Annotated in this window: 20 protein-coding genes; 4 read left to right on the top strand and 16 right to left on the bottom strand. The window is 40.7% G+C overall.

The window, feature by feature from the left end:
- The first annotated feature begins 26 nt into the window (after positions 1-26).
- Complete coding sequence (locus QUF94_RS12290) at positions 27-149, top strand: hypothetical protein (RefSeq protein ID WP_289316108.1); 123 nt, start codon at positions 27-29, stop codon at positions 147-149.
- A 177-nt stretch (positions 150-326) separates the two neighbouring features.
- Here QUF94_RS12290 and QUF94_RS12285 read toward each other — a convergent pair whose 3' ends face one another.
- Positions 327-1,859 carry a flotillin lipid rafts scaffold protein FloT gene (locus QUF94_RS12285; protein WP_289316107.1) on the bottom strand — a complete coding sequence of 511 codons (1,533 nt, stop codon included), beginning with the start codon at positions 1,857-1,859 and terminating at the stop codon, positions 327-329.
- 20 nt (positions 1,860-1,879) lie between these two features.
- Positions 1,880-2,398, bottom strand: a complete 519-nt coding sequence (locus QUF94_RS12280) for an NfeD family membrane protein (protein ID WP_289316106.1) — start codon at positions 2,396-2,398, stop codon at positions 1,880-1,882.
- Between the two features lie 330 nt (positions 2,399-2,728).
- Between QUF94_RS12280 and QUF94_RS12275 the strand changes: the two genes are divergently transcribed.
- Positions 2,729-3,301, top strand: coding sequence for a biotin transporter BioY (locus QUF94_RS12275; protein ID WP_289316105.1), 573 nt, complete (start codon positions 2,729-2,731; stop codon positions 3,299-3,301).
- Between the two features lie 289 nt (positions 3,302-3,590).
- On the opposite strand, the gene QUF94_RS12270 is transcribed toward QUF94_RS12275, so the two are convergent.
- Both QUF94_RS12270 and trhA read right to left on the bottom strand, forming a co-directional pair.
- Complete coding sequence (locus QUF94_RS12270) at positions 3,591-4,076, bottom strand: YusW family protein (RefSeq protein WP_289316104.1); 486 nt, start codon at positions 4,074-4,076, stop codon at positions 3,591-3,593.
- Positions 4,077-4,195: 119 nt separating this feature from the next.
- Positions 4,196-4,840 carry a PAQR family membrane homeostasis protein TrhA gene (trhA, locus tag QUF94_RS12265; protein ID WP_289316103.1) on the bottom strand — a complete coding sequence of 215 codons (645 nt, stop codon included), beginning with the start codon at positions 4,838-4,840 and terminating at the stop codon, positions 4,196-4,198.
- Between the two features lie 153 nt (positions 4,841-4,993).
- On the opposite strand from trhA, the gene QUF94_RS12260 reads away from it, so the two are divergent.
- Positions 4,994-5,581 (top strand): DUF2087 domain-containing protein, encoded by a 588-nt coding sequence (locus QUF94_RS12260; protein ID WP_289316102.1) that lies wholly within the window; start codon positions 4,994-4,996, stop codon positions 5,579-5,581.
- 63 nt (positions 5,582-5,644) lie between these two features.
- Here the strand turns inward: QUF94_RS12260 and QUF94_RS12255 are convergent, their stop codons facing one another.
- From QUF94_RS12255 to QUF94_RS12245, 3 genes are all read right to left on the bottom strand, one after another.
- Positions 5,645-6,244: a cell wall hydrolase gene (locus tag QUF94_RS12255; protein WP_289316101.1), complete on the bottom strand. Its 600-nt coding sequence runs from the start codon at positions 6,242-6,244 to the stop codon at positions 5,645-5,647.
- 105 nt (positions 6,245-6,349) lie between these two features.
- Positions 6,350-6,925: a GNAT family N-acetyltransferase gene (locus QUF94_RS12250; RefSeq protein ID WP_289316100.1), complete on the bottom strand. Its 576-nt coding sequence runs from the start codon at positions 6,923-6,925 to the stop codon at positions 6,350-6,352.
- A 39-nt stretch (positions 6,926-6,964) separates the two neighbouring features.
- Positions 6,965-7,369, bottom strand: coding sequence for a secondary thiamine-phosphate synthase enzyme YjbQ (locus QUF94_RS12245; protein ID WP_289316099.1), 405 nt, complete (start codon positions 7,367-7,369; stop codon positions 6,965-6,967).
- Positions 7,370-7,534: 165 nt separating this feature from the next.
- On the opposite strand from QUF94_RS12245, the gene QUF94_RS12240 reads away from it, so the two are divergent.
- Complete coding sequence (locus QUF94_RS12240) at positions 7,535-7,726, top strand: hypothetical protein (RefSeq protein WP_289316098.1); 192 nt, start codon at positions 7,535-7,537, stop codon at positions 7,724-7,726.
- 154 nt (positions 7,727-7,880) lie between these two features.
- Here QUF94_RS12240 and QUF94_RS12235 read toward each other — a convergent pair whose 3' ends face one another.
- From QUF94_RS12235 to QUF94_RS12195, 9 genes are all read right to left on the bottom strand, one after another.
- Positions 7,881-9,776 carry a PTS fructose transporter subunit IIABC gene (locus tag QUF94_RS12235; RefSeq protein ID WP_289316097.1) on the bottom strand — a complete coding sequence of 632 codons (1,896 nt, stop codon included), beginning with the start codon at positions 9,774-9,776 and terminating at the stop codon, positions 7,881-7,883.
- A 4-nt stretch (positions 9,777-9,780) separates the two neighbouring features.
- Complete coding sequence (pfkB, locus tag QUF94_RS12230; protein ID WP_289316096.1) at positions 9,781-10,701, bottom strand: 1-phosphofructokinase; 921 nt, start codon at positions 10,699-10,701, stop codon at positions 9,781-9,783.
- Complete coding sequence (locus QUF94_RS12225; protein ID WP_289316095.1) at positions 10,701-11,453, bottom strand: DeoR/GlpR family DNA-binding transcription regulator; 753 nt, start codon at positions 11,451-11,453, stop codon at positions 10,701-10,703. Before QUF94_RS12225 ends, pfkB begins: the two co-directional genes overlap by 1 nt.
- A 229-nt stretch (positions 11,454-11,682) precedes the next feature.
- A complete protein-coding gene (gene odhB / locus QUF94_RS12220; protein ID WP_289316094.1) occupies positions 11,683-12,951 on the bottom strand; it encodes a 2-oxoglutarate dehydrogenase complex dihydrolipoyllysine-residue succinyltransferase in 1,269 nt (422 codons plus the stop codon).
- Position 12,952: 1 nt separating this feature from the next.
- On the bottom strand, positions 12,953-15,805 hold the full coding sequence (locus tag QUF94_RS12215) for a 2-oxoglutarate dehydrogenase E1 component (protein WP_289316093.1): 2,853 nt from the start codon (positions 15,803-15,805) through the stop codon (positions 12,953-12,955).
- A gap of 376 nt (positions 15,806-16,181) precedes the next feature.
- On the bottom strand, positions 16,182-16,952 hold the full coding sequence (locus QUF94_RS12210) for a dioxygenase family protein (protein WP_289316092.1): 771 nt from the start codon (positions 16,950-16,952) through the stop codon (positions 16,182-16,184).
- Between the two features lie 75 nt (positions 16,953-17,027).
- Entirely contained in the window at positions 17,028-17,795 is a 768-nt protein-coding gene (locus QUF94_RS12205; protein WP_289316091.1) for a polysaccharide deacetylase family protein, read from the bottom strand.
- A gap of 101 nt (positions 17,796-17,896) precedes the next feature.
- The gene (gene metH / locus QUF94_RS12200) at positions 17,897-21,346 is read right to left on the bottom strand and encodes a methionine synthase (RefSeq protein WP_289316090.1); all 3,450 of its coding nucleotides are present in this window, start codon (positions 21,344-21,346) and stop codon (positions 17,897-17,899) included.
- A complete protein-coding gene (locus QUF94_RS12195; protein WP_289316089.1) occupies positions 21,339-23,186 on the bottom strand; it encodes a bifunctional homocysteine S-methyltransferase/methylenetetrahydrofolate reductase in 1,848 nt (615 codons plus the stop codon). The genes metH and QUF94_RS12195 overlap by 8 nt, the downstream gene beginning before the upstream one ends.
- Positions 23,187-23,191: the final 5 nt, after the last annotated feature.

Here is a 23,191-nt window from a genome sequence, read left to right as displayed (position 1 = left end):
TAGCTAGCATTGACCCGTCATCCTCAATGAGTATGAGAATCGACTTTGAAGATGGGAAAGGCCCCATTGTAAACGGCAGTCGGCTTTCTGTTTTCGCTACAATACCAAACGGCAACAACTATGAATATTCAATAGAGTTCACAGAATAAATGTCAAAGCGCTTCAACAAGAAGAAGCAACAGATTGTATATCTGTTGCTTCTTCTTGTATGATTTGGCCCTATTGCTCTTAATGGTCAAATCTTCAATATTATTTATGTTATTTAAATATTTATTTGTCTTTTGCACCAGCTTTTATTTTATGTGATGAACAGTATGAATTACCTTTTACTCTTCCTTGCCTGCTGCCATATTCATGTTCGCTTCGACATTCTCCTGACTTATGGTTGAAAATGGTAAATTTCTCTTTCCCGAGAAATTTTCAAGTAAGTCTTTGACATCAATGCCTGAAGACGCCTTTAATGACTCCTGCAATGTTGCCATTAAATCCGTTGCATATCCAGTTACTTTATTAGCCCCTCCACTCACACCGCTTCCACCGGTATCCACTACAGTAATTTTGTCGATATTACTAAGCGGGCTTGCCACTTGTTTAGCATACTCCGGTAGCATTTTCAAAATCATGTCCATTACAGCTGCTTGACCGAACTGTTCAAAAGCTTCAGCGATCTTTTGCTTCGCTTCTGCCTCTGCTACCCCTTTTAACCGGATAATCTCCGCTTCTGTCGTACCTTGTGCCCTTTGTGCGTCCGCTTTAGCAAGACCGTCCATGCGAACACGTTCCGCTTCCGCTTTCGCCATTGCTTCTATTTTATATTTATCGGCATCCGCTTCTGTAATCTGTTTCATCTTGTTAGCTGAGGCTGCTTGCTCCACCGCATAACGGTCGGCATCCGCCTTTTTCTTCACTTCTGAATCGTATTGCTTTTCACGGCGAAGGATTTCTTTTTCCTCCAGCTCAATTTGCTTCTGCCGTTCGATGATCCTGATTTGCATTTCCTGTTCCGTTACATCCTGTTTAGATCTGGCCGTTTCAAGATCGTAAGCTTGGTCGGCTCGTGCCTTGGCAATATCCTGCTCACGCCGGAACTCCGCAACCTTTAGCTTGTTGATTTTTTCGGCCTCGGCTATTTCAGTCGCCCTTTCAAGTTCGGCACGCTGGGCTTCCTTCGAAGCTTCGGCTCGCTTGATTCGCGTTTCTTTCTCTGCATCGGCGGTTGCTATATCGGCATCCCTTTTCACTTGCGCAATCCTCGGCTTACCAAGCGATTCAAGATATCCGTTCTTATCCCGGACATCTTTAATGGTGAATGATACGATTATGAGTCCCATCTTAGCTAAATCCTGTGAAGCTACCCTCTGTACTTCCTGGGAAAACTTTTCACGATTTTTATAAATTTCCTCGACTGTCATCGAACCAAGGATGGAACGAAGATGTCCCTCTAAGACTTCCCGTGCTTCCTGCTCACGGTCATCTTTGGATTTACCAAGGAATTGTTCTGCCGCTGTGGCGATATCGGTGATCGAACTGCCAATCTTGATTATCGACACACCATCGGCCATGACAGGAACACCCTGTTCTGTATATACTTCAGGAGTCGAGACCTCTAGTTTGCTTGACAGCAAGCTCAATGGTTCCGCTTGCTGGAACACCGGCAGTACGAAAGCACCTCCGCCGCGGACGATTTTAATTTTATTTCCTGATTCATCGATGTGAACATTTTTGCTGCCTAAGTAGCTTCCGGTCACAATCAATGCTTCATCAGGACCAGCCGTTCGGTATTTCGTAACAAAGACAGCGATAAGTGCGATAAGTAAAAATGCAACAATGGCGACAACAACCCAAATCAAATTAAACATAATCTTCCTCCTACCCTTTTTTAATCCTGATGGGGCAAAACATAGACAACCCCGTTTTTAACTTCAATGATCAAGACCTTTGTATCCGAAACAATTCCTTCATTCTTATAACTCGCCGCAGTTTTCGCAATGCTGCCACTGATGCTTTCAATAAGGACTTCACCAAACCCGTCAACCGGGATTGATGTCAGAACCCTACCAACCCTCCCTCTCAGGTCATTCTCATGGAATGTTAAACTTTCTTCCGCTGATGAGATGGGAATCAAAACAAATACATTCAGTAAAGTGACGATGGTAAATGAAATGAGCAGGGAAATGCCGGCACTCAATCCAGCATTAAGTCCTGAAAGCGATTCAAGCAAAAAACCACTCGCAAAAAACACGGTCAAGAAACTAAAAATGAGAGTTGGATTAAATATATCCGGTAATTCAAGGCCAGAAAAAATATCATTAAACAAGATAAATAAGAATGTTAGCCCTCCGAATATAATTAATCCATATAAATAGACTGTTTCTAATGGAACCCCAAATAACTCCATCTCTTTCATCCTTTAAATTCGATTTTTCCAAGCCGCTTACTACTTTAAGGACCTAGGATAAGCATTTTACAATATTGATATTATATGGGTATAATCGCCTCCGTTTACTTTACTTACCATTCATACGAATGACGCATTCAAAAAGTTTCATCTTTTTACCAACTTTTGAAACTTTCATCCATTTTTCTTTCTTTTATTACAAATCTGGTCATATTAAGACCTATATTAAAATAAAATTCATAATATTTATTGACAGTGTTTACTTAACATATTAGAATTCTTTATATGTTAACTCGTTTGATAACCAGGTTTACATTAGGAGGAAACACGATGAAGGAAAGTCATGAGAAGTTAAGAATGATGATGGTTACAGCCTTATTTGCAGCACTTATAGGAATACTTGCCCAAATTACAATTCCATTGCCCATGGTACCGATTACAGGACAGACTCTAGCTGTTGGATTGGCAGCTACGATACTGGGTTCACGTTATGGAACCTCTTCCGTTTTATTATACTTGTTCATAGGAGCTGCCGGAGTACCAGTATTCGCTGAAATGTCTGGAGGACTTGCTAAGATATTCGGTCCGACTGGCGGTTATTTATTATCCTATATCCCGACAGTATATATAACCGGTCTGATATTGGAAAAAACGCGGTTCTCAGTTGCAATGGCTTTCATTGCAAATATTATTGGGATGATACTTACTTTGATTATCGGTACAGTTTGGTTAAAATATATGAGCTCATTATCATGGACAGTGGCATTTGCCAGCGGTTTTGCTCCATTTATAATCGTAGGCGTTTTAAAGGCATTCCTTGCATCTTGGCTTGGCATTACTATCCGTTCAAGGTTAGCATCGGCTAATATGCTGCCAAAGAAAAATGCAACACTTTCCCAATGATGGGTAAATGAAAGAGAGGGTACCGCTTGTGGTACCCTCTCTTTCGTCTATTCACTTTTTCCTCATAATTCAATTTCCCGAACACTTGCACACACAAAAAAAAGACTCTTAAAAAAGAATCTTTTTTGCAAGTATTTATTGCGGTCCTATCCCCATAAGTCCGAATATGAATAGCAAATGTATATTATCCCCTTTGCTAACCGTAATCATTTTACTATAGTAACAGTAATTTGACAACTATTGAGGAGACTCATGAATATGCCATAAAGAATATAGTAACATGATTCAGTTACTTATTATTCACTTTATATTCTTTTTTCGTACCGTCATCGAAAACGACCTCTAAATCGAACTCTTGATAGTCATCCTTCAAATCAAAAGCTTTTGTCACTTCTTGAATGACTTCTTCCTCTGTTGAATCTTTGGTGAATGTCAATTTTTCTAAAATCGGTGTTAATTCTTTCATTGCTTCATCACCATAAACTTCATGTTTGTTTAGCTTGTCCTCGATCGAAGCTTCTGTTTGAGCTCCCATGGTATCATATTCGGCTTCGAATTCGTTATCATTGCCCTTATAATCCACTTCTAATTGAAAATCCTTATAAGTGAAAGGCAGTTTTTCATTATTTTCAGTTCCTGTTTCAGGATTTGTTTCCGCTTGATTTTCATTTTCCTGAACCGGCGGGTTTTTCACTTCATCGTTTTCTTCCCCGCAGCCAGCCAAAACAAGCATAGTGGCAAACGGCACTGATAAAAATTTGATTGATTTTTTCATTGATCTTTCCTCCTTCGTAGTTTGTATACCTTATTTATTTACTAAAAGGGGTCATTTAAAACTTCAACAAACATTCAGATATCATAAGATCGACCAAATTAAAGAATCGTTAAAATTGATCATAGTGGAAGGATATAAAACAATACAGCAAAAAAGTGAGTGACAGAACCCCCAAGCACGAATACATGCCAAACGGCGTGATGAAACGGAAAAGCGCGCCAAACATAAAAGATAGCTCCAAACGTATAAAGCAAGCCCCCTGCAATCAGTAAATGGATACCAGCTGTTGGCAAGGTTGCCGAGAGCGGGCCCCATACGATAACGATCATCCACCCCATCGCAATATAGAGAATCGTCGAAAGGAAAAGGAACTTTTTCACATAGAAAGCTTTGAAGACGACGCCAATGATTGCAACTCCCCAAATAATTCCTAGCAGTGTCCAGCCTAGTGATCCTTGAATCACCAGAAGCATGATGGGCGTGTATGTTCCTGCAATGAATATATATATGGCTGAATGATCAAAGATTTCAAATATATCCTTCGTTTTCCCTTCTGGAAAACTATGCACTAAAGTGGATGAAACATATAAAAGAAGCATGGAAACGCCATAAATGACTGAAATGACTACATGCCAAGGCGAACCTTTTTGGACTGAGAAGATTATTAAAAACACAAGAGCGGCGATACTCAACAAAACACCGACACCGTGGGTTATCGCATTGACCACTTCTTCTTTTTTTGTATAAACATGTGTATTAGCCATGTTACAGCTCCTTAAGATAAAAAACTTTTAGCATTAACCTAAATTATACATCAAATATTCAAAGCAATATAGAAAAGTGAATATAAACTTGATTATCATCCACCAATTAGATTATCATCTAATTAGATAGTGGTCTAACTAGGAGGGATAATAATGCAATTAGAAAAATTGGTCGCTTTCCACAAAACGATTGGTGATGTGACCAGGATCAGGATTATATCCATTCTGGCAAACGGTCCAAAACACGGACAGGCACTTGCAGGAATATTAAAATTGACAGCACCGACCATTTCACACCATTTAACGAAATTGAAGGACATTAATTTAGTGAAGGATCGAAGGGAGAAAAATACGGTATATTATTTTTTGAATGAAGATGTCCTGGAGCATTATTCTTCAGCATTACCTAAAATGGTTTCAAATAAGGGGGAATCCAATAAAATGGAAAATCAAAAAATGATTATGGAGCACAAAAAAATCCTTGCAAACTTCTTGACACCAGATGGCCGATTGAAAACCATACCAGCACAGAGAAAAAAGAAACTGATCGTTCTTCATCATATTGCCGGACTTTTGGAAAAAGGGCGAAAATATCCAGAAAAAGAACTGAATGAATTCATCCAGTCATTCCATGATGATTATGCAACGATTAGACGTGAACTGATTATCGGAAGCATCATGTACCGAGAAAACAGCATTTATGAACTGAATCCCCGTGAGATGTGGGCTGATATCGTTTAAGGGAAAGTTTATACATAAAAAACCGGCCTCCCTTAGTTGGTGAGCCGGTTCTTTTCATGTCGTTTATATGGCAAAATGGTGGCCGCCGATGATTTTGATTACGTCCAATTGTTTCATCCATTCGCTGTCCGAAATGCTAGGATTCCAAAAATACAAGGCATCATTTGTGTAGCCATGTATCGCCAAGGCTTCATTGACAGCTTTTTTGGCATCTTTTCCGGCTGCTTTGTTTATACTGCCATCACCAACGGGCGAAAATTGATTTTTTTGATATATCACTTCCCGGACCGTATCAGGGAATTCATTGCTATCAAGGCGATTCAAAACTACTCCTGCAACCTCGACCTTCCCTCTGTAGGGCTCCCCTTTAGCTTCTGCATGCACAAGTCTTGCTAATAATTCTTTATCTTTTTCATTCATTACATGTGGAATAATCAATGTTTTACCAGGCTCGGCAACATTATTTACATTATTATTGACTTCTTTTAACTTTTTGATTGGGACACCATACTGCTTCGCAACATCCCATATCGATTCACCTTGTTTAATGACATGTTTGGTTGCTCCATCAGAAGCTATACTGGTCGTTCCCTTAGGAAAAGCTATCCCAAGTACGATGACACTTAGAGTCATTATCACGGTTATTAATACTGATAATTTCATCCTGTAACCTCCTCGTTAAGCATCTTCCAAGGATAACAGACCATATAGGAGAAAACAGTGCTAAATTTTTTCCAAGGAAATAAAGGAAAAATTTTCACGGGTCAATTAACTTCGAAATTTTAAAGATTCCCATTCTTCACGTAGTATTCCCATTCTGATTGAATCATAATAATGACCATCATAATAACGGCATTTTCTCATCCTACCTTCAACTTGCATGCCTACCTTTTCTCCAACTGCCATCATACGTTCATTACCTGACCAAGTCGTCAGTCCGACCCGTTCAATCTCCAGATTTTCGAATAAATAGCCTATGAACATCATTATCGCTTCTGTTCCATAACCGCCATTCCAATACTTGGGATCAAAAATCGTAATCCCTATTTCCAGCCAACGTGATGGTTCATGTTCCCAGTAATATACAACAGAACCTATTATTTGATCGTTTTTTTCCATTAATAGCTCGGAATAAGCCCCCATCTTTTCATCATAGGTTCGGTGCTTCGTTTCTTTATCGATATACGTTTGGAAATCAATGAGTTCAAGGGGAAAATAGGGTGCATCCCACTTTTTCCATTCTGGATTGACTTCTCCATATTTCAGGCTCCATAAACGTTTTAAGTCTGCTTGTTTAACATTCCTCAATATTACTCTGCTTCCTTCAATCCAAACATCTTCCAATCCGCTTCCTCCCACTTTATCGTTGCTATACCTGCCATTTTACCTATCGACACATAATTTAATAAAATATTGCCTTTCTCTAGGACCATCGAATTCACAAAAATACACTCCCTGCCAGGTACCAAGGATTAAGCTCCCTTTGTGGATAATCACCTGTTGTGAAGAACCAACCGTACTTGATTTTAAATGGGCAGCAGTATTTCCTTCCATATGTAAATCCAATGTATGATTCCATGGGTATTGCTCATCCAATCTTCTAAGCATATCTTTTTTTACATCGGGATCTGCATTTTCATTAATCGTGATTCCTGCAGTCGTGTGTGGACAATAAATAAGAGCTATGCCCTCTTGAATCCCATTCTCCATGATGAATGCCTGTACTTCAGTCGTAACATCAATCATATCATCCCTTTTTGTCGTTTTTAAGGTGTTTTTCTTCAGCATGCATATTCACTCCTTTGTTCATTTTAGTATCCTTTACCCATAAACATTACTTTCATGCTTTAATAAACGATTCAAGAATCAATGATAAACAAAACCATCGATGGCAATTGATTCTACCATTTTAATATTGGATATAAAAGGAAGGAACCAAAGGGGAAAAGAAAGATGGACTTAATTTTTAAATCGATCATTTTAGCATCTCCCAAAAATAACGAAGACCGTTCAAGGAAGTTTTTCACTGAGTTTCTAATGGTCGGGAAAGTGGAAAAGCATGCTGCCTTAAAGTCAAATCAGAAAAACTCATGTCGGAACGGGAGATCAGTTCATTTACGCGAGAAAAGCCCATCCAACGCTTGAAGTTAAAAATCTTATAGACTTTAAACAACATCATATTTCATTTACAGAAGTGGAAAGGTTACCTGGTGCGAGCCGTATTTTAACCTGAAAGAAATTTTGGAGTGGTTATAATAAAAGCGGGTCCAGTAATCGGACCCGCCTTTAGATAGGAGTATTATTTTTGCTTCTTTTTCCAGAACCCCAATATTAATGCGGTAATGAGGGACCCTATTAAAATGGCCAGCAAATAGCGAAAAGGATGGTTGACAAGGGGGATGACAAAAATCCCTCCATGCGGTGCTGGCAGAGTTACACTAAAAGCCATTGACAGGGCTCCTGCTGTCGCTGCCCCTACAACACTGCTGACGATAACGCGTAATGGATCCGCCGCCGCAAAAGGAATGGCTCCCTCTGTAATGAATGAAGCACCCATGAAGTAATTAGTGAACCCTGATTTTCTTTCCATTTCACTGAATTTACTTTTAAAGAATGTAGTTGCAAATGCGATTCCTAAAGGAGGAACCATTCCACCAGCCATTACTGCAGCATGCGGTCCGAAACTTGATGCCTCAATGGCTGCAATCCCGAAGGTGAATGCTGCCTTATTTAGAGGTCCGCCCATATCCACAGCCATCATACCCCCAAGGATCAACCCAAGGAATATTGCGTTCGTGCCTGATAACCCCTGCAGCCAATTGGTCAGTCCCATGTTTATTGCGGTTACTGGTTCATTTACTAGAAATATCATGATCAATCCTGTAATTAACATACCGAATACAGGATATAGTAAAACTGGTTTAATGCCATCGAGTGTGTGCGGTAACTTGGAAAACAACTTTCTTAAAAGTAAGACTACATAACCTGCAAGGAAACCGGCTATCAGTCCGCCAAGAAAACCGGCATTAGCCTGTGCTGCCAATAATCCCCCTACCATACCAGGGGCAAAACCTGGACGGTCGGCTATACTTGAAGCAATGAATCCTGCGAGTACAGGGACAAGCAAGAAGAAGGCACCATTTCCCCCGCCAATATCACTTAATGCTTTGGCAATGGGATTATAATCAGGATTTGCCGGATCGGCTGCCTCGATTCCAAAAAAGAAAGAAAGCGCAATCAAGATACCGCCCCCGACGACAAATGGAAGCATATTACTTACGCCATTCATTAAGTGCTTGTAAATCCCCAATCCTCCTTTTGCTGAATCACCTTCATCACTTTTATCATTTCCTGTTCCTTTGTAAACAGGGGCATCCTGATTCAAGGCTCTTGTTAACAGCTCCTCTGTCTTCCGGATCCCATGGGCAACAGGGACAATAATGACATGTTTTCCATTAAAACGATCCATTTCCACCTGCTTATCAGCTGCAACGATAATCGCATCCGCCTCATCAATTTCTGCGGCGGTTAAACCATTTTTGATTCCTGTGGAACCATTTGTTTCCACTTTGAAATCGATACCCATTTCCTTCGCTTTGGCCTTTAACGCATCAGCAGCCATATAAGTATGGGCTATTCCTGTTGGGCAGGCTGTAACGGCAAGGATTTTACCTTTACTGTTACCACTGTCACTGGAAGAGTTACTTGTTTGCTCCTCTTCTCTTACTTCTTCATCGGCTTCCATTTCTTTTTGATTGATTATCTCTAACACTTCTTCACCTGAAGAAGCAGAAATCAATCGGGCCCTGAATTTATCATCCATCAGTAATGAAGAAAGCCGGGAAAGGGTTTCCAAGTGATCTGCATTCGCTCCTTCACTTGCTGCAATCATAAAGAACAAATGAGCTGGCTGCCCATCCAGCGATTCATAATCCACACCACTGACCGATTTCCCGAAACAGATGGCAGGTATCCTTACTGCATTTGTTTTTGCGTGTGGAATGGCTATCCCTTCACCAATCCCTGTTGTGCTTTGCTCTTCACGTTTTAAGATGGCCGCTTTGAAACCCTCCAAATCGTTTAACCTGTCTGCCTCGGCTAACTTCCCTGATAGTTCATCAATGACCGCTTGCTTTGTAGCACTTTGCAGATTGATTATGATTGTATCCAATTTTAACAAGTCTGTAATTTTCATAGAGTCAGCCTCCTGTTAGTTGATTGATAGCAATTTCCGGTAATAACTCTTCAATTTTATCCAATGTACCGAGATCGGATGAAAAGGCTGTAGCACTTCCTGCTGCAAGACTGAAGCGGAAAGCTGATAGAATATCCCCTGTCTTTTCATATGTCCCGATGAAACCTGCGACCATGGAATCACCGGCACCAACTGAGTTGATGACATTTCCTTTTGGTACATTTGCGGAATATGACTCTCTTCCGGAGCAAAGCACGGCACCTTGTCCTGCCATTGAAACAATAACGTTTTGTGCTCCTGCTTCAATCAATTTAGCGCCATATTCTCTAGCATCATCAACCGTTCTGATTTCGGTAGAAAAAAGCTCACCCAGTTCATGGTGATTAGGCTTTATTAAAAATGGCTGGTGTGGAAGGACATTCATTAATCCCTTGCCACTCGTATCCACCACCACTTTAATGCCGTTATGGGAACAAGACCTTGCCATGGCTTCGTATACATCCGAAGGAACGCTTGAAGGGATGCTTCCTGACAAAATAAGGATATCATTATTATTCAACTGTTCAATCTGACTAAATAATTGTTGATAATTCCCTTTTGAAATGACTGGCCCTTGGCTATTTATTTCGGTCTCCATCCCTGTTTTCAATTTAATGTTTATTCTTGTATCTCCAGCTATCTCTGTAAAGTCCGTGAAAATCTCTTCCTGTCTTAAAAACCTTTTTACAAATTCACCTGTTTGTCCACCGATGAATCCTAAAGCTGTCGTACTATTTCCAAGCCTTTTAAGCACTCGGGAAACATTGATCCCTTTCCCTCCAGGGAATTTCGCATCATAACTGGTTCTATTCACCTTGCCAATTTGAAAACTCTCCACCTCGACCAGATAATCGATGGATGGGTTGAGTGTCACTGTATAAATCATTAAATGGTCACGACCTTTACCTTTGGATTTTTATGGAGTTGAGCAACAGCCTCTTCATCATTGCTGTCAGTCAGGATTATGGCATCGCTTACATCTGCAACCTTTGCGAAAGTGGCTTCATTCAATTTTGAACTATCAGCAAGTACGTAGGTTTCGTTGGACAGGCGTAATGCCATCTTTTTCAGTAGTGCTTCTTCCGGATCGGGTGTTGTGAAACCCAGTTCTTGGTGGATGCCGTTCATTCCCAAGAAACATTTATCAAAACGGTATTCATTCAAAAATTGCACAGCATTGCTTCCTATAACCGCATTTGTCGAGAATTTTATCGTTCCGCCCACTAACACTGTTTTGATTTCCAATTCGATAAGTTTTGGAATATGCATTAGACCATTTGTCAGGACCGTTATATTTTTATCCTTTAAAAAAGGAATCATTTCGGCAGTAGTCGTGCCTGCATCAAGATATATACAATCATTTTTCTCTATGAATGAAGACGCCAGCTTTGCTATAAGGTGTTTTTCGGCTTTCGCTTTGTTTTGCTTTTCCATAGTTGTTGGTTCAAGGCCTTTTCTTTGAAGTAAAGAGGCCCCGCCATGCACGCGTTTCAAGAGCTTCATTTCTTCGAGTTGCACTAAATCTCTCCGAATGGTCGACTCCGAGGCTTGTAACTGATCTACCAGCTCCTGCAGCTTTATCGTTCCTTGTTCTTTAAGGATCGATAAGATGATCTGATGTCTTTCTGTTGTCAACAATCCGCCCACCTCACTTTAATATCATCATCATATATGAAAATGAAGTAATAATCAATCACAAACGTTTAAAAATATTCAAATTCATTCAAAAATACCTTCAAAAACATTCATATATGAGTTGAAAACTTTTCATTTCTCCCAATCTTTTGTTCTATGAAAATATGCCTTTCAATTAAACCTCTACATACAAAAAAACCCCATGTCATTTGACATGGGGTTTTTATTATTATTATCCTTGAAGTAAAAGTTGTTCTGGATCTTCCAGCATATCTTTGATAGCTACTAAGAAACCAACCGCTTCTTTTCCGTCAACGATACGGTGATCATAAGATAATGCAAGGTACATCATTGGTCTGTTTTCGATTTGATCTCCAACAGCGATTGGACGCGTCTTAATTGTATGCATGCCCAAGATACCAACTTGAGGGGCATTCAAGATTGGCGTAGATAATAGGGAACCGAAAGTCCCTCCGTTTGTGATGGTGAAAGTACCACCAGATAAATCGGAAAGTCCTAGTTTGTTGTTCCGCGCTTTAACAGCTAAATCCGAAATGTTCTTTTCGATTTCAGCAAAGCTTTTGCGGTCAGCATCCCTTACCACCGGAACGACTAAACCTTCATCAGTGGATACGGCAACACCGATATCATAAAAGTTCTTTTTCAGGATATGGTCGCCTTTTATTTCTGCATTCAATAACGGATATTTTTTCAATGCGCCAATGACCGCTTTAGTGAAGAATGACATGAAACCAAGTTTTACATCATTTGTTTTCACGAAAGAATCTTTATGGCGGCTACGCAATTCCATGACTGCTGAAAGATCGACTTCGTTAAAAGTAGTAAGCATGGCTGCTTCGGATTGTACTTGAACTAGACGTTTGGCAATGGTTTGACGACGGCGCGTCATCTTAACCACTTCAATGCGATCATCATTTACTTCAACAGGAGCTGCTGCTTGTTTAGCTGCAGGAGCTTGTTTTGGAGCTGCCGCAGGTACCACAGGTGCATTGCTTGCCGCTTCTACGTCTTGTACACGTACACGACCTAGTGGGTCGGCTACAGGCACTTGAGTCAAGTCAATTCCTTTTTCACGAGCCAATTTTCTTGCAGCTGGTGAAGCAATAACTTGTTGAGTGGATGATGCTTCTTTCGTTTCAGCTTTAGGAGCCTCTTTAGCAGGAGATGCTGGTTCTGCTTTAGCTGGTTCTGCTTTAGCTTCTTCAGCCTTAGGAGCTTCCGCTTTTGGAGCTGCTGCAGCTGATCCATTTTCATCAACGATAGCGATAGCCTGTCCAACTTGGACAGTATCGCCTTCTTCTGCTAAATGTTCCGAAAGTGTACCCGTATAATCTGAAATGATTTCCACGTTTACTTTATCCGTTTCAAGTTCAAGGACATATTCTCCTTTTTCAACGTGATCACCGGGTTGTTTTAACCATTGCGCAATAGATCCTTCAGAAATTGATTCTGCTAATTCAGGTACTTTTACTTCAGCCATTTTATTTCTCCCCCTCATTATTGCGTGTAATTGCTTGAGTCATAATCCGTTGTTGTTCATTTTTATGGACAAGTGGATCTCCCTCAGCCGGGCTTGATCTGCGTTTCCTTCCTATATATGTTACTGAAAGATTACCAGGAGCCGCTGCATTAAGGCGAGGTTCAACGAATGTCCAAGCCCCCATGTTCTTAGGTTCTTCTTGAGCCCAGAAGATTTCTTTTAGATTTGTATATTTTTTCAAAGCTTCTTGAACACCAGTGAACGGGAATGGATAAATTTCTTCGACACTGATGATTTGCAACCAATCCGTATTTTTTTCAGTTGCCGCTTTTTCACGAAGTTCAACCGCCAATTTACCTGAAGCAAAAACAATGCGTTCAACCGATTTAGGTTTTTTGCCCAAAGCTTTGGTTTCTACAAATGGTTCAAAAGTGCCTTCACTGAATTCTTCAGCTGTTGAAGCCATCACTTGATTTCGAAGCATACTCTTCGGTGTCATGATGACAAGCGGACGTACTTGCTCTTGATCCAAAATCTTAGCTTGTCTTCTAAGGATATGGAAGTATTGAGCCGCCGAACTTAAGTTAGCAACTGTCCAGTTGTTTTCAGCCGCCAATTGAAGGAAACGTTCCAGACGTGCACTTGAGTGCTCTGGTCCTTGTCCTTCATAACCGTGTGGAAGCAGCATGACAAGACCTGATTTTTGACCCCACTTCGCACGGCCAGCAGCGATGAATTGGTCAAAGATAACTTGTGCTGTATTAGCGAAGTCACCGAATTGGCCTTCCCATAATACAAGTGTCTCAGGTGCAAATACATTATAACCATATTCATAAGCAAGAACTGCCGTTTCAGTAAGCGGGCTGTTATGAACAGCGAAAGAAGCTTTAGCAGTATCAAGTGTGTGAAGTGGTGAATATGTTTTTCCGTTAACACTGTCATGTAACATGATATTACGTTGTGCGAATGTTCCACGCTCTGAATCTTGTCCTGTCAAACGGATTGGAGTACCGTCACTCAATATGGATGCAAATGCAAGTGTCTCAGCATGAGCCCAATCAATTTTTCCGTCTGCACCAAAGGAATCCAAGCGACGTGATAAAATCTTTCCTAATTTTTTATTAGGAGTGAATCCTTCCGGCCACTTAACAAGTTCTTCGTTAATTGAAACCAGTTCTTGTTTCGGAACTGCCGTTTCAATGGCTGGAAGTCCTTTTTCAATAATCCCAGGGGGATTACATTCTTTAGAAGCTTCCGGTTTATTTCCGGAAATTTTCGCATATGCATCTGCAAGCCTTGTATCCACTTGTTCAGCAATTGCTTTAACTTCAGCTTCAGTGAACTCGCCAGATTGAATCAATTTTTTTCCATAAAGCTCTTTAACGGTTGGGTGCTTATGGATTAATGCATACATTTCAGGTTGAGTCACCAATGGCTCATCCATTTCGTTATGGCCGAAACGTCTGTAACCGATCAGGTCGATCAAGAAATCCTTGTTGTATTTTTCACGATATAGGTTAGCAAGGTTAACAGCAGCCATACATGCCTCTGGATCATCTGCATTCACATGCACGATCGGCACTTCAAAGCCTTTTGCTAAATCACTAGCATATAAGGTTGAACGTGAATCTTCACTTTCCGTTGTAAAACCGATCATGTTATTGGCGATGATATGGATAGCGCCGCCAACTTGATAACCGCGTAAACGGCTTAAGTTAAACGTTTCCGGCACAATGCCTTCACCTGGGAATGCTGCATCACCATGAATCAGGATTGCAAGAGATTTGGAAATGTCTTGAACCGGGAATCCTTTTTCTGTACGGTCTTCTTGCGCCGCACGAGAATACCCTTCCACGATTGGACCGACTACTTCCAAGTGACTTGGGTTATTGGCAAGTGTAATCCTTGCTTTTTGTATGTTAGCTTTAGTAATCTGTTTATCCAGACCTAAATGGTATTTAACATCGCCAGTCCATCCATTGTTAATGCCTGTTGAACCTTCGGAAGGAACCAAATCTTTATTTGGTGAATGTTGGAATTCAGAGAAAATTACCTCATAAGGCTTACCTAATACATGTGCAAGCACATTCAAACGTCCTCGGTGAGCCATTGCAATATTCACATTCCCCGTTCCATTTTGAACAGTTTGTGAAATCATTTCATCTAATATCGGAACCAAAGCATCCAGTCCTTCAATTGAGAAACGCTTTTGACCTACATATGTGCGGTGAAGGAATTTCTCGAAACCTTCAACTTCATTCAATCGTTTAAGTAATAGTTCTTTTTTCTCTTTAGCCACTTCCGGGAACATGTTTCCGGATTCGACCATATCAGTAAGCCATTGCTTTTCTTCCAAGTCATTAACATGGTGAAATTCAAAGGCTATCGTTTTTGTATAGAGTTGTTTTAGGTATTGAACGGCTTCGTATCCGTCTTTCACGTCTTCAGGTGATTCTGGACAAATAAAGTCAGCCGGTATTTTCCTTAAATCATCTGCAGTCAATCCATATTTTTCAAAGTGAATTTGTTCCGTGTCTAGAGCTTCTTCTTTTAAAGGATAAATATTTGCAGCAAGATGTCCGTATGCACGGATATTTTCAGCTAACTTTACTGCAGACATAATTTTCTTCATTGGAAGAACTTCTCCAGTTTGTACAGTTGGTGCACTTTCAATCGTTGTTTCTGCCGATACATCGAATGAAGGAGGACCTGCTACTTCAAAAAAGTTTTTCAGTTCCGGATCCACTTCTTCCGGGTTGGCTAGAAATAAATCGTATTGCTCCATGACATACCCAAGGTTTGGACCTGAAAAAGCTTTCCATTGGTCGTATACCTTAGAATCATTGATGGTCATTTTGTAAACCCCCAAATTTTTCTCATAATTTTTTTCATTTCGTTTTATCCATCCCCAAATTTCTTTCTTCTAAATTTTCCCCAAATATATGATTTATATAAGATATATAATAAATAACTTTGGTTATCGAATAATAAAATTTTAAAGGATAAAACGTTTTCAGATGTTATATTAACATGTTTTTGTCGAAATATCCAAAGGTTAAACCACTTTATGCAACCTTTTTTAAACTATATTTCTGTTTAATTCGTCAAAATACGCTTTTAATTGACTTTTTTGCTCATTTAAGTCCTTTTTTTGCTAAAAAAAGATTTTTGTATTTTTGTATAATGATTATTTTTCAGGTAAATTTAACTAGTTTGAAAACCCTTTCAGCTCAATCAAACTTCCAAGCTGTTAAACTCAGATTGCCATATTGAAAGCTCCTGTGCAGGAGAGCTGCTTTTTTTTTGTCATCTCCTGACCCCATTGCGATGACCAATGGAATGAAATGCTCTTTGGAAGGCACAGCATCTCTACTATAGGGAGCGATTTTTTCATAATTAAACAAAGATTCCAAATCCCATTTGATGATTTTCTCTTCGACCCAGTTCTCAAAGTTGATTGCCCATCCTTCTGCAACATGCATATCCTTCTGAATATAGGTGAAGTTATGGACAATTCCACCGCTCCCGATTATCAGTACATTACTTTCCTTTAATTCCCTCAATGTTCTCCCGATTTCATACTGCTTGTCCAATGGCAGGTCAGGACTAATGGACATGGATACGATCGGGATGTCCGCTTCGGGATACATGATGTGCAAAAGCCCCCATGCCCCATGGTCTAGGGGGCGCCTTTCATCAAGTTCCCCCAATACACCTATCTTGGACAATAGGGTTAAAATTCGATCGGACAGCTCAAGGCATCCCGGAGCAGGATATGTTATCTGAAATATATCTTCAGGATACCCTGCAAAATCATAAATGACTTCATGCTTACCTACTGCGGAAATCATCTGATCTTCACTTTCCCAATGTGCTGACAAAATAACGATGGCAGCAGGTTTTTCCATAGCTTTAATATAATCCTTCAAAAAAGAAGTGTAGCTATTCTTTTCCAAAGCTAATAGTGGCGTTCCATGTGATAAAAACAATGATGGCATCATAGAAACGATAAATCCTTTCGCAATGTAATATCTTATCCCTATACCTTAATTTACTATAGATAAACATTGTGTTCATCAATTAAATTGCATTTTTGGGGTTGTCTCATCAATAGTATCAAAAGTATACCCTTCTTTTTTAAGGAATTCGATTATATCAGGCAATGCTTTCACTGTATTTTTCATACTATTGATATCATGCAATAAGATATTAACATGCTTTTGATCTTTCGTCCCTTTTTGTACGGAAGAAATGATTTGTTGTTCACTTATTGATGGACTGATGCCATCAGTAGAATCAATGGTCCAATCAAAGTATATATATCCTTTTTCATTTAGTTGTTGAAGGATTCCATTAATGATGGGTTTAGTTGCAGCCTGATGCCGCAGACGATTATTCGAGCCGCCAGGAAGTCGTACAATTCGGCTTTTTATCCCAAACTCCTTTTGAAGCATGGTTTCAAGCCTATTTAAGTCTTGAAAGAAACTCTCGGTCGACCGATAAACGATGGAATAATCATGTGTATAAGAATGAAGGGCAATCGCATGACCGCGGGAAATCATTTCCTGATAACATTCCTTTGCATATGGCTCTTCGTTGCCTTTAACGAAAAATGTGGCTTTAATATGATAGCGGTCCAAAATATCCAATATATCCATGGTATTCAAAGATGGTCCGTCATCGAAAGTCAAATAAGCGATTTTCTGATTTTCCTTACTTTTTAGGAGCGGTGTCATCTCTTCGGGAACCATTGCATGTACTTGAATGGACTGTACATCCATCACGAACAAAATAATAATGAGAGAAATCGTCATGGAAAGAAATAATTTAAGCAGATTCTTCATAGGTGTTGCATCCCCTTCCTTTTGACCATTAAGATATACCAATTAAGGGGTTTCATGCGCAATAAGGCAGCGGTAAAAAATACCGCTGCCTTATCCATATGTTATCGATCTACATTAAAGTAACGAGCTTCAGGATGTGCAAAAACGATCGCTGATACGGAAGCCTCTGGTTCCATCATGCATCCTTCAGTCAATTCAACGCCAATATCTTGAGGTTGTAACAAGCGGAATAGTTTCTCCTGATCTTCCAGATTTGGACAAGCTGGATAACCAAATGAAAATCTTTGCCCGGTGTACTTAGCGGCAAACCGCTCTTTCATAGACATTTCAATCGGATCGCTTATTCCTAAATCATCACGCATTAATTGATGAATTCTTTCCGCAAACCCTTCAGCTGTTTCTAGAGCAAGCGATTGAAGGGCGTGATTTTTCAAGAAATCACCTTCAAGCTTTAGTTTTTCTGCCCATTTCCTGATCCCTTTTCCGGCTGTAACAAGGAAGAAACCAACATAATCCATTTTCCCGGAGGAGACCGGTTTCGCGAAGTCCGCTAAACAAAGATGCGGATTCGTATCTTGCCGAGGAAATTCAAAAGTTTCCAAAACCTCGTTATGATTATCCGGGTTGTAAACCAATAGCTTGTCCCCTTCACTTTGAGCAGGGAAAAATTGATAAATCGCATTCAAGCCGTAGTCCGGTTCCGTCTTTAAGAATTCGATCAATTCATCAACGAGGGCATTCAGCTGCACCGCTTTTTCATTGCCTTCCTTAAGCAATTCGGCAACTTTACCTTTTAGCCCCAAATGATGTCCAATCAGCATTTGCCTATTAATGTACGGCTGGATGACATCCAATGGATAGTTTTTCAGAACGTGACGCATGATATCACGCGGTTCTTTAACAGGTACATCACTCAAAGGAGCAGCTGTGGACTGCTTCCGAACAGGTTTTTCCATCGTGGCAGCAATGGCGGCATTGGCTTTCGATTTTTCCCGTTTCTGGACTAACTCTTCTAAGTAGACCACTTTTTTGTCAGTGTCATGTAAAATATTCGTTACAGCCAACCCATCCATCGCGTCTTTGGAATATAAAACCGGACCTCCATATTCAGGTGATATTTTAAAATCGGTGAATTTACGGGATAGAGCAGCCCCTCCCACTAAAATGGGGGTATCTATTCCCGCTTGTCTTAAATCCTGTGCAGTTAACACCATTTGCTGTGCTGATTTAACAAGTAATCCAGATAGTCCAATGATGGTTGGCTCATGTTTTCGAACCTCTTCAATGATTTGTTGCGGTGCGACCTTGATACCCAAATCAATGACTTCATAGCCATTATTGGACAGTATGATATCCACTAGGTTTTTCCCGATATCATGCACATCTCCCTTGACAGTCGCTAAAAGGATCTTTCCTTTCTTGGCGCTATCTTCAGAGTTTTCCATTAGTGGTTCAAGGTGAGATACTGCCGCCTTCATTGCTTCAGCACTCTGAAGCACTTCTGCGACAATAAGTTGGTTGTCATTAAATAACCGACCCACTTCACTCATTCCATCCATCAATGGTCCATTGATGATTTCCAATGGGCTGTCACCGCGTTCAATTGCTTTATTTAAATCATCAATCAATCCTTCTTTCGTACCTTCGATAATATAGTTACCTAATCGTTCGTCCAATGGCAGGATCACACCATTATCCTTCTTCTCCGCTTTTTTCCCACGATAAAACTCGGTAAAGATCGCTAAAGTTTCTGTAGATGTTTCAAACAGGAGTGCCTCAGCCAATTTCACTTCGTCTTCCGGTATCAGAGCGAAACGTTCAAGCTTTTCCGTATTCACGATAGCATAATCGAGACCGGCTTTTGTACAATGGTAGAGGAAAACGGCATTTAGAATTTCCCTTCCACGCGCTGGCAGACCGAATGAAACATTCGATATGCCAAGTATCGTTAAGCATTCCGGAAACTTTTCTTTGATTGCCTTAATTCCCTTCACCGTTTCTAAAGCAGAACCGATATATTGTTCATCACCCGTACCTACAGGAAATACTAGCGGATCAAAAATGAGGTCACTTTTGTTTAGTCCATACTTATTTACGAGCAAATCCACAGAACGTGTAGCCACTTCCAATTTGCGCTCAGCATCGACGGCCATCCCAATTTCATCAATGGTTCCTACGACAACGGCAGCCCCGTATTGATGGACGAATGGCACTATTTTTTCAAAGCGCTCTTCACCATCTTCAAGGTTAATGGAATTAATGATGGATTTTCCTTGTGAATGTTTTAATGCTTGTTCAAGTACGGCTTCATCTGTAGTATCGATGACCAATGGGACTTTCACTTTTTTTACGACCTCTTCTACGAACTCCTTCATATCACCAAGCTCATCCCCATCAGGATCAGCAAGACAGATATCAATGACATGGGCGCCTTTTTTTACCTGGGCACGTGCAATTTCGGCAGCTGGCTCGTAATGCTTTCCACGAATCAACTCCTTGAATTTTCGAGATCCGATAACATTCGTTCTCTCACCTACGAATAAAGGACGCATTGAATCATCATAAATGAGTGGCTCTATGCCTGATACGGCATGCCCATGGGCTGATTCGGTAATTGTACGGGGCTGAATGCCTTCAAGGACCCTGACAAGTTCTTTAATATGCTCTGGCGTAGTACCACAACAACCCCCAATGATATTGACCCATCCCTTTTCGGCAAATTGCTTCATTTTCTCTGCAAGGGAAGTCGGTGACTCATGATAATGCCCCTCTTCATCCGGGAGCCCGGCATTCGGGTAACAACTGATTGCGCTATTGGCTATATCTGCAAGTGTCCTGATATGGTCTATCATGAATTCCGGTCCTGTTGCACAATTCAGGCCGACAGCCACGGGCTTCATATGTTCAACCGATAAATAGAAAGCTTCTATCGACTGGCCAGCAAGTGTCGTCCCCATCGGTTCGATCGTACCTGAAATGATGACAGGCACATCTTTTCCTGATTTAGCGAAGGCTGCTTTTATTCCAGAAAAGGCTGCCTTGACATTAAGCATATCCTGACAGGTTTCCACCAATAACAAGTCTACCCCGCCATCCAAAAGACCGAGTGCCTGTTCTTCATAAGAATCGGTTAAAATATCAAAAGTCGTTCCACCTGTTACGGATAGCGTTTTTGTGGTGGGCCCCATCGAGCCAGCTACATATCTTGGCCAATCATCATTTGAATATTTTTCACATGCTTTAACGGCAAGCTCAGCTGAAATTTTATTAAGCTTGTAGGCAATCGTGCTTATTTGGTATTCCTCAAGAACGATGCTAGTCGCTCCGAAGGTATTTGTTTCAATGATATCAGCACCTGCTGCTAAATATTTTTCATGGATGGATTGGATGATTTCTGGTTGTGTCAGTGATAAATACTCGTTGCAACCCTCGAATTGTTCCCCGCCAAAGTCCTCTGCTGTTAAATTCTCCGCTTGAAGCATGGTTCCCATCGCTCCATCGAGCAGGAGAATCTTAGTATCCAACTGATCTTGAATCGCTTTTTTATTCATGTACTGCCACCTCTGATGTATGTTTACTATCGACTTTTCTAATATATTTCGTAAGTTCCGCCGTCATTTCATAGCGAAGGAACGGAGTGATTAAATATATGCCCTTGAATTTTTCCCTTGCCGCGTCGACTAGCTCGCGCGCGATATTCACCCCTTCAATTCTTGACTTTACAGGGTCATCCCCCGCTAAAGCCATGGCCCTCCTGACATTATCCGGCAATTTGATGCCCGGGATCTCATTATGGATGAATTCGGCATTCCGTGTGCTTGTCAATGGCATGATACCGACGAAAACCGGGGTTTCTAAATGTTTTGTAGCTTCATGAACTTCTTCAATTTGCTCAACTGAATAAATTGGCTGTGTCAAAAAGGATTGGGCACCGCAGTCAATCTTCTTTTCCATTCTCTGTACGGCTTTATCCAAATATTTCACATTGGGATTAAAAGCGGCGGCAATTTTAAAATTAGCCCGCTGGCCCAAACTCTGACCGGAATAGGATAGACCTTCATTAAATTGTTTGACCATGCTTATTAGGTCAAACGACGATAAATCATAAACCGAAGTGGCTCCCGGGAAGTCCCCAATTTTAGAGGGATCTCCGGTGATGATCAATAATTCGTCCAGCCCAACCGTCTGCAGGCCCATTAAATGTGACTGCAGGCCAATTAAATTTCGATCCCGGCATGTTATATGCACCATCGGCTTTACATTCAATTGGTTCTTCAGCAAATTAGCCAGTGCATCATTCGATATCCTTGGTGAAGCAAGTGAATTATCCGCCAATGTAATGGAATCGACCCCTGCTTTTTTCAAAACCTCGGCACCAGTCATGAAACTCTCTATTCCCAACTTTTTCGGAGGATCAAGTTCAACAAGAATCGTCCTTTCTGTTTTGGCCTTTTCGTACAGAGGGAGTTCCAATTCTCTATCGTTCACTTCAATTATTTCTATTTCACGGGCTTTCGTATATTTCTCTTTTACTGGAGCCAAACTTCCAATCGCATTCTTTACAGCTTGAATATGCAGGGGAGTCGTTCCACAGCACCCTCCTATGATCGCGGCACCTTGCTCACGAAGGTCTAGGGCACTTGAGCCGAAATATTCCGGCACAGCTTTATAGACAAGCCTTCCATCCACATAATCCGGAAGGCTGGCATTAGGGTAAATGGCAATCGACGCTTGCTTTGGCAAACTCACCTCTTCCAAGGCCCGAATCATATGATGTGGACCGAGTCGGCAATTCACCCCAACAACATCGGCACCCAATTGCTCGAGTTTTTGAAAGGCTTCATTTAAATGGATTCCATTTTGAAGATTTCCCAGTTCATGCATCGAAACATTTGCGATGATCGGAAGTCCAGTTTCATTTTTAACGATTTGCAAAACGGTTTCCAGCTCTTCCAGGTCATAAAATGTTTCCAAGAGAATCCCATCCGGGTTTTCCATCAACAGACTGTATAGCTGTTCACGAAAACCTCGCTTTATCTCTTCCATACTTAAATCCGATTTCCTGATACTCCGCTGTGCCCCTATGGTACCGAAGACATATGCCTTTCCTTTTGCCGCTTTTTTAGCAAGGATGACTCCCTGGCGATTGATTCTGCTTACTTCGTCTTCAAGTCCATGCCGTTTCAATTTATTGAAATTGGCTCCATATGTATTCGATTGAAGGATATCTGCACCAGCTTCCAAATAGGCACGGTGGATGGACTCTATTTGATCTGGGTTCGTGCAGTTTAATTCCTCATAACATTGATCGATGCCATAAGAGTACAGTAAAGTCCCCATTGCCCCTTCTCCAACCAGCATTCTTTCTTTCAATTCTTTACGAAAATTCATAATTA

The organism is Peribacillus sp. NJ4, assembly GCF_030348345.1.
Taxonomy (GTDB): domain Bacteria; phylum Bacillota; class Bacilli; order Bacillales; family DSM-1321; genus Peribacillus.
The sequence above is the reverse complement of the archived record's forward strand: the minus strand, read 5'-3'. Positions and strand labels throughout refer to the sequence as shown.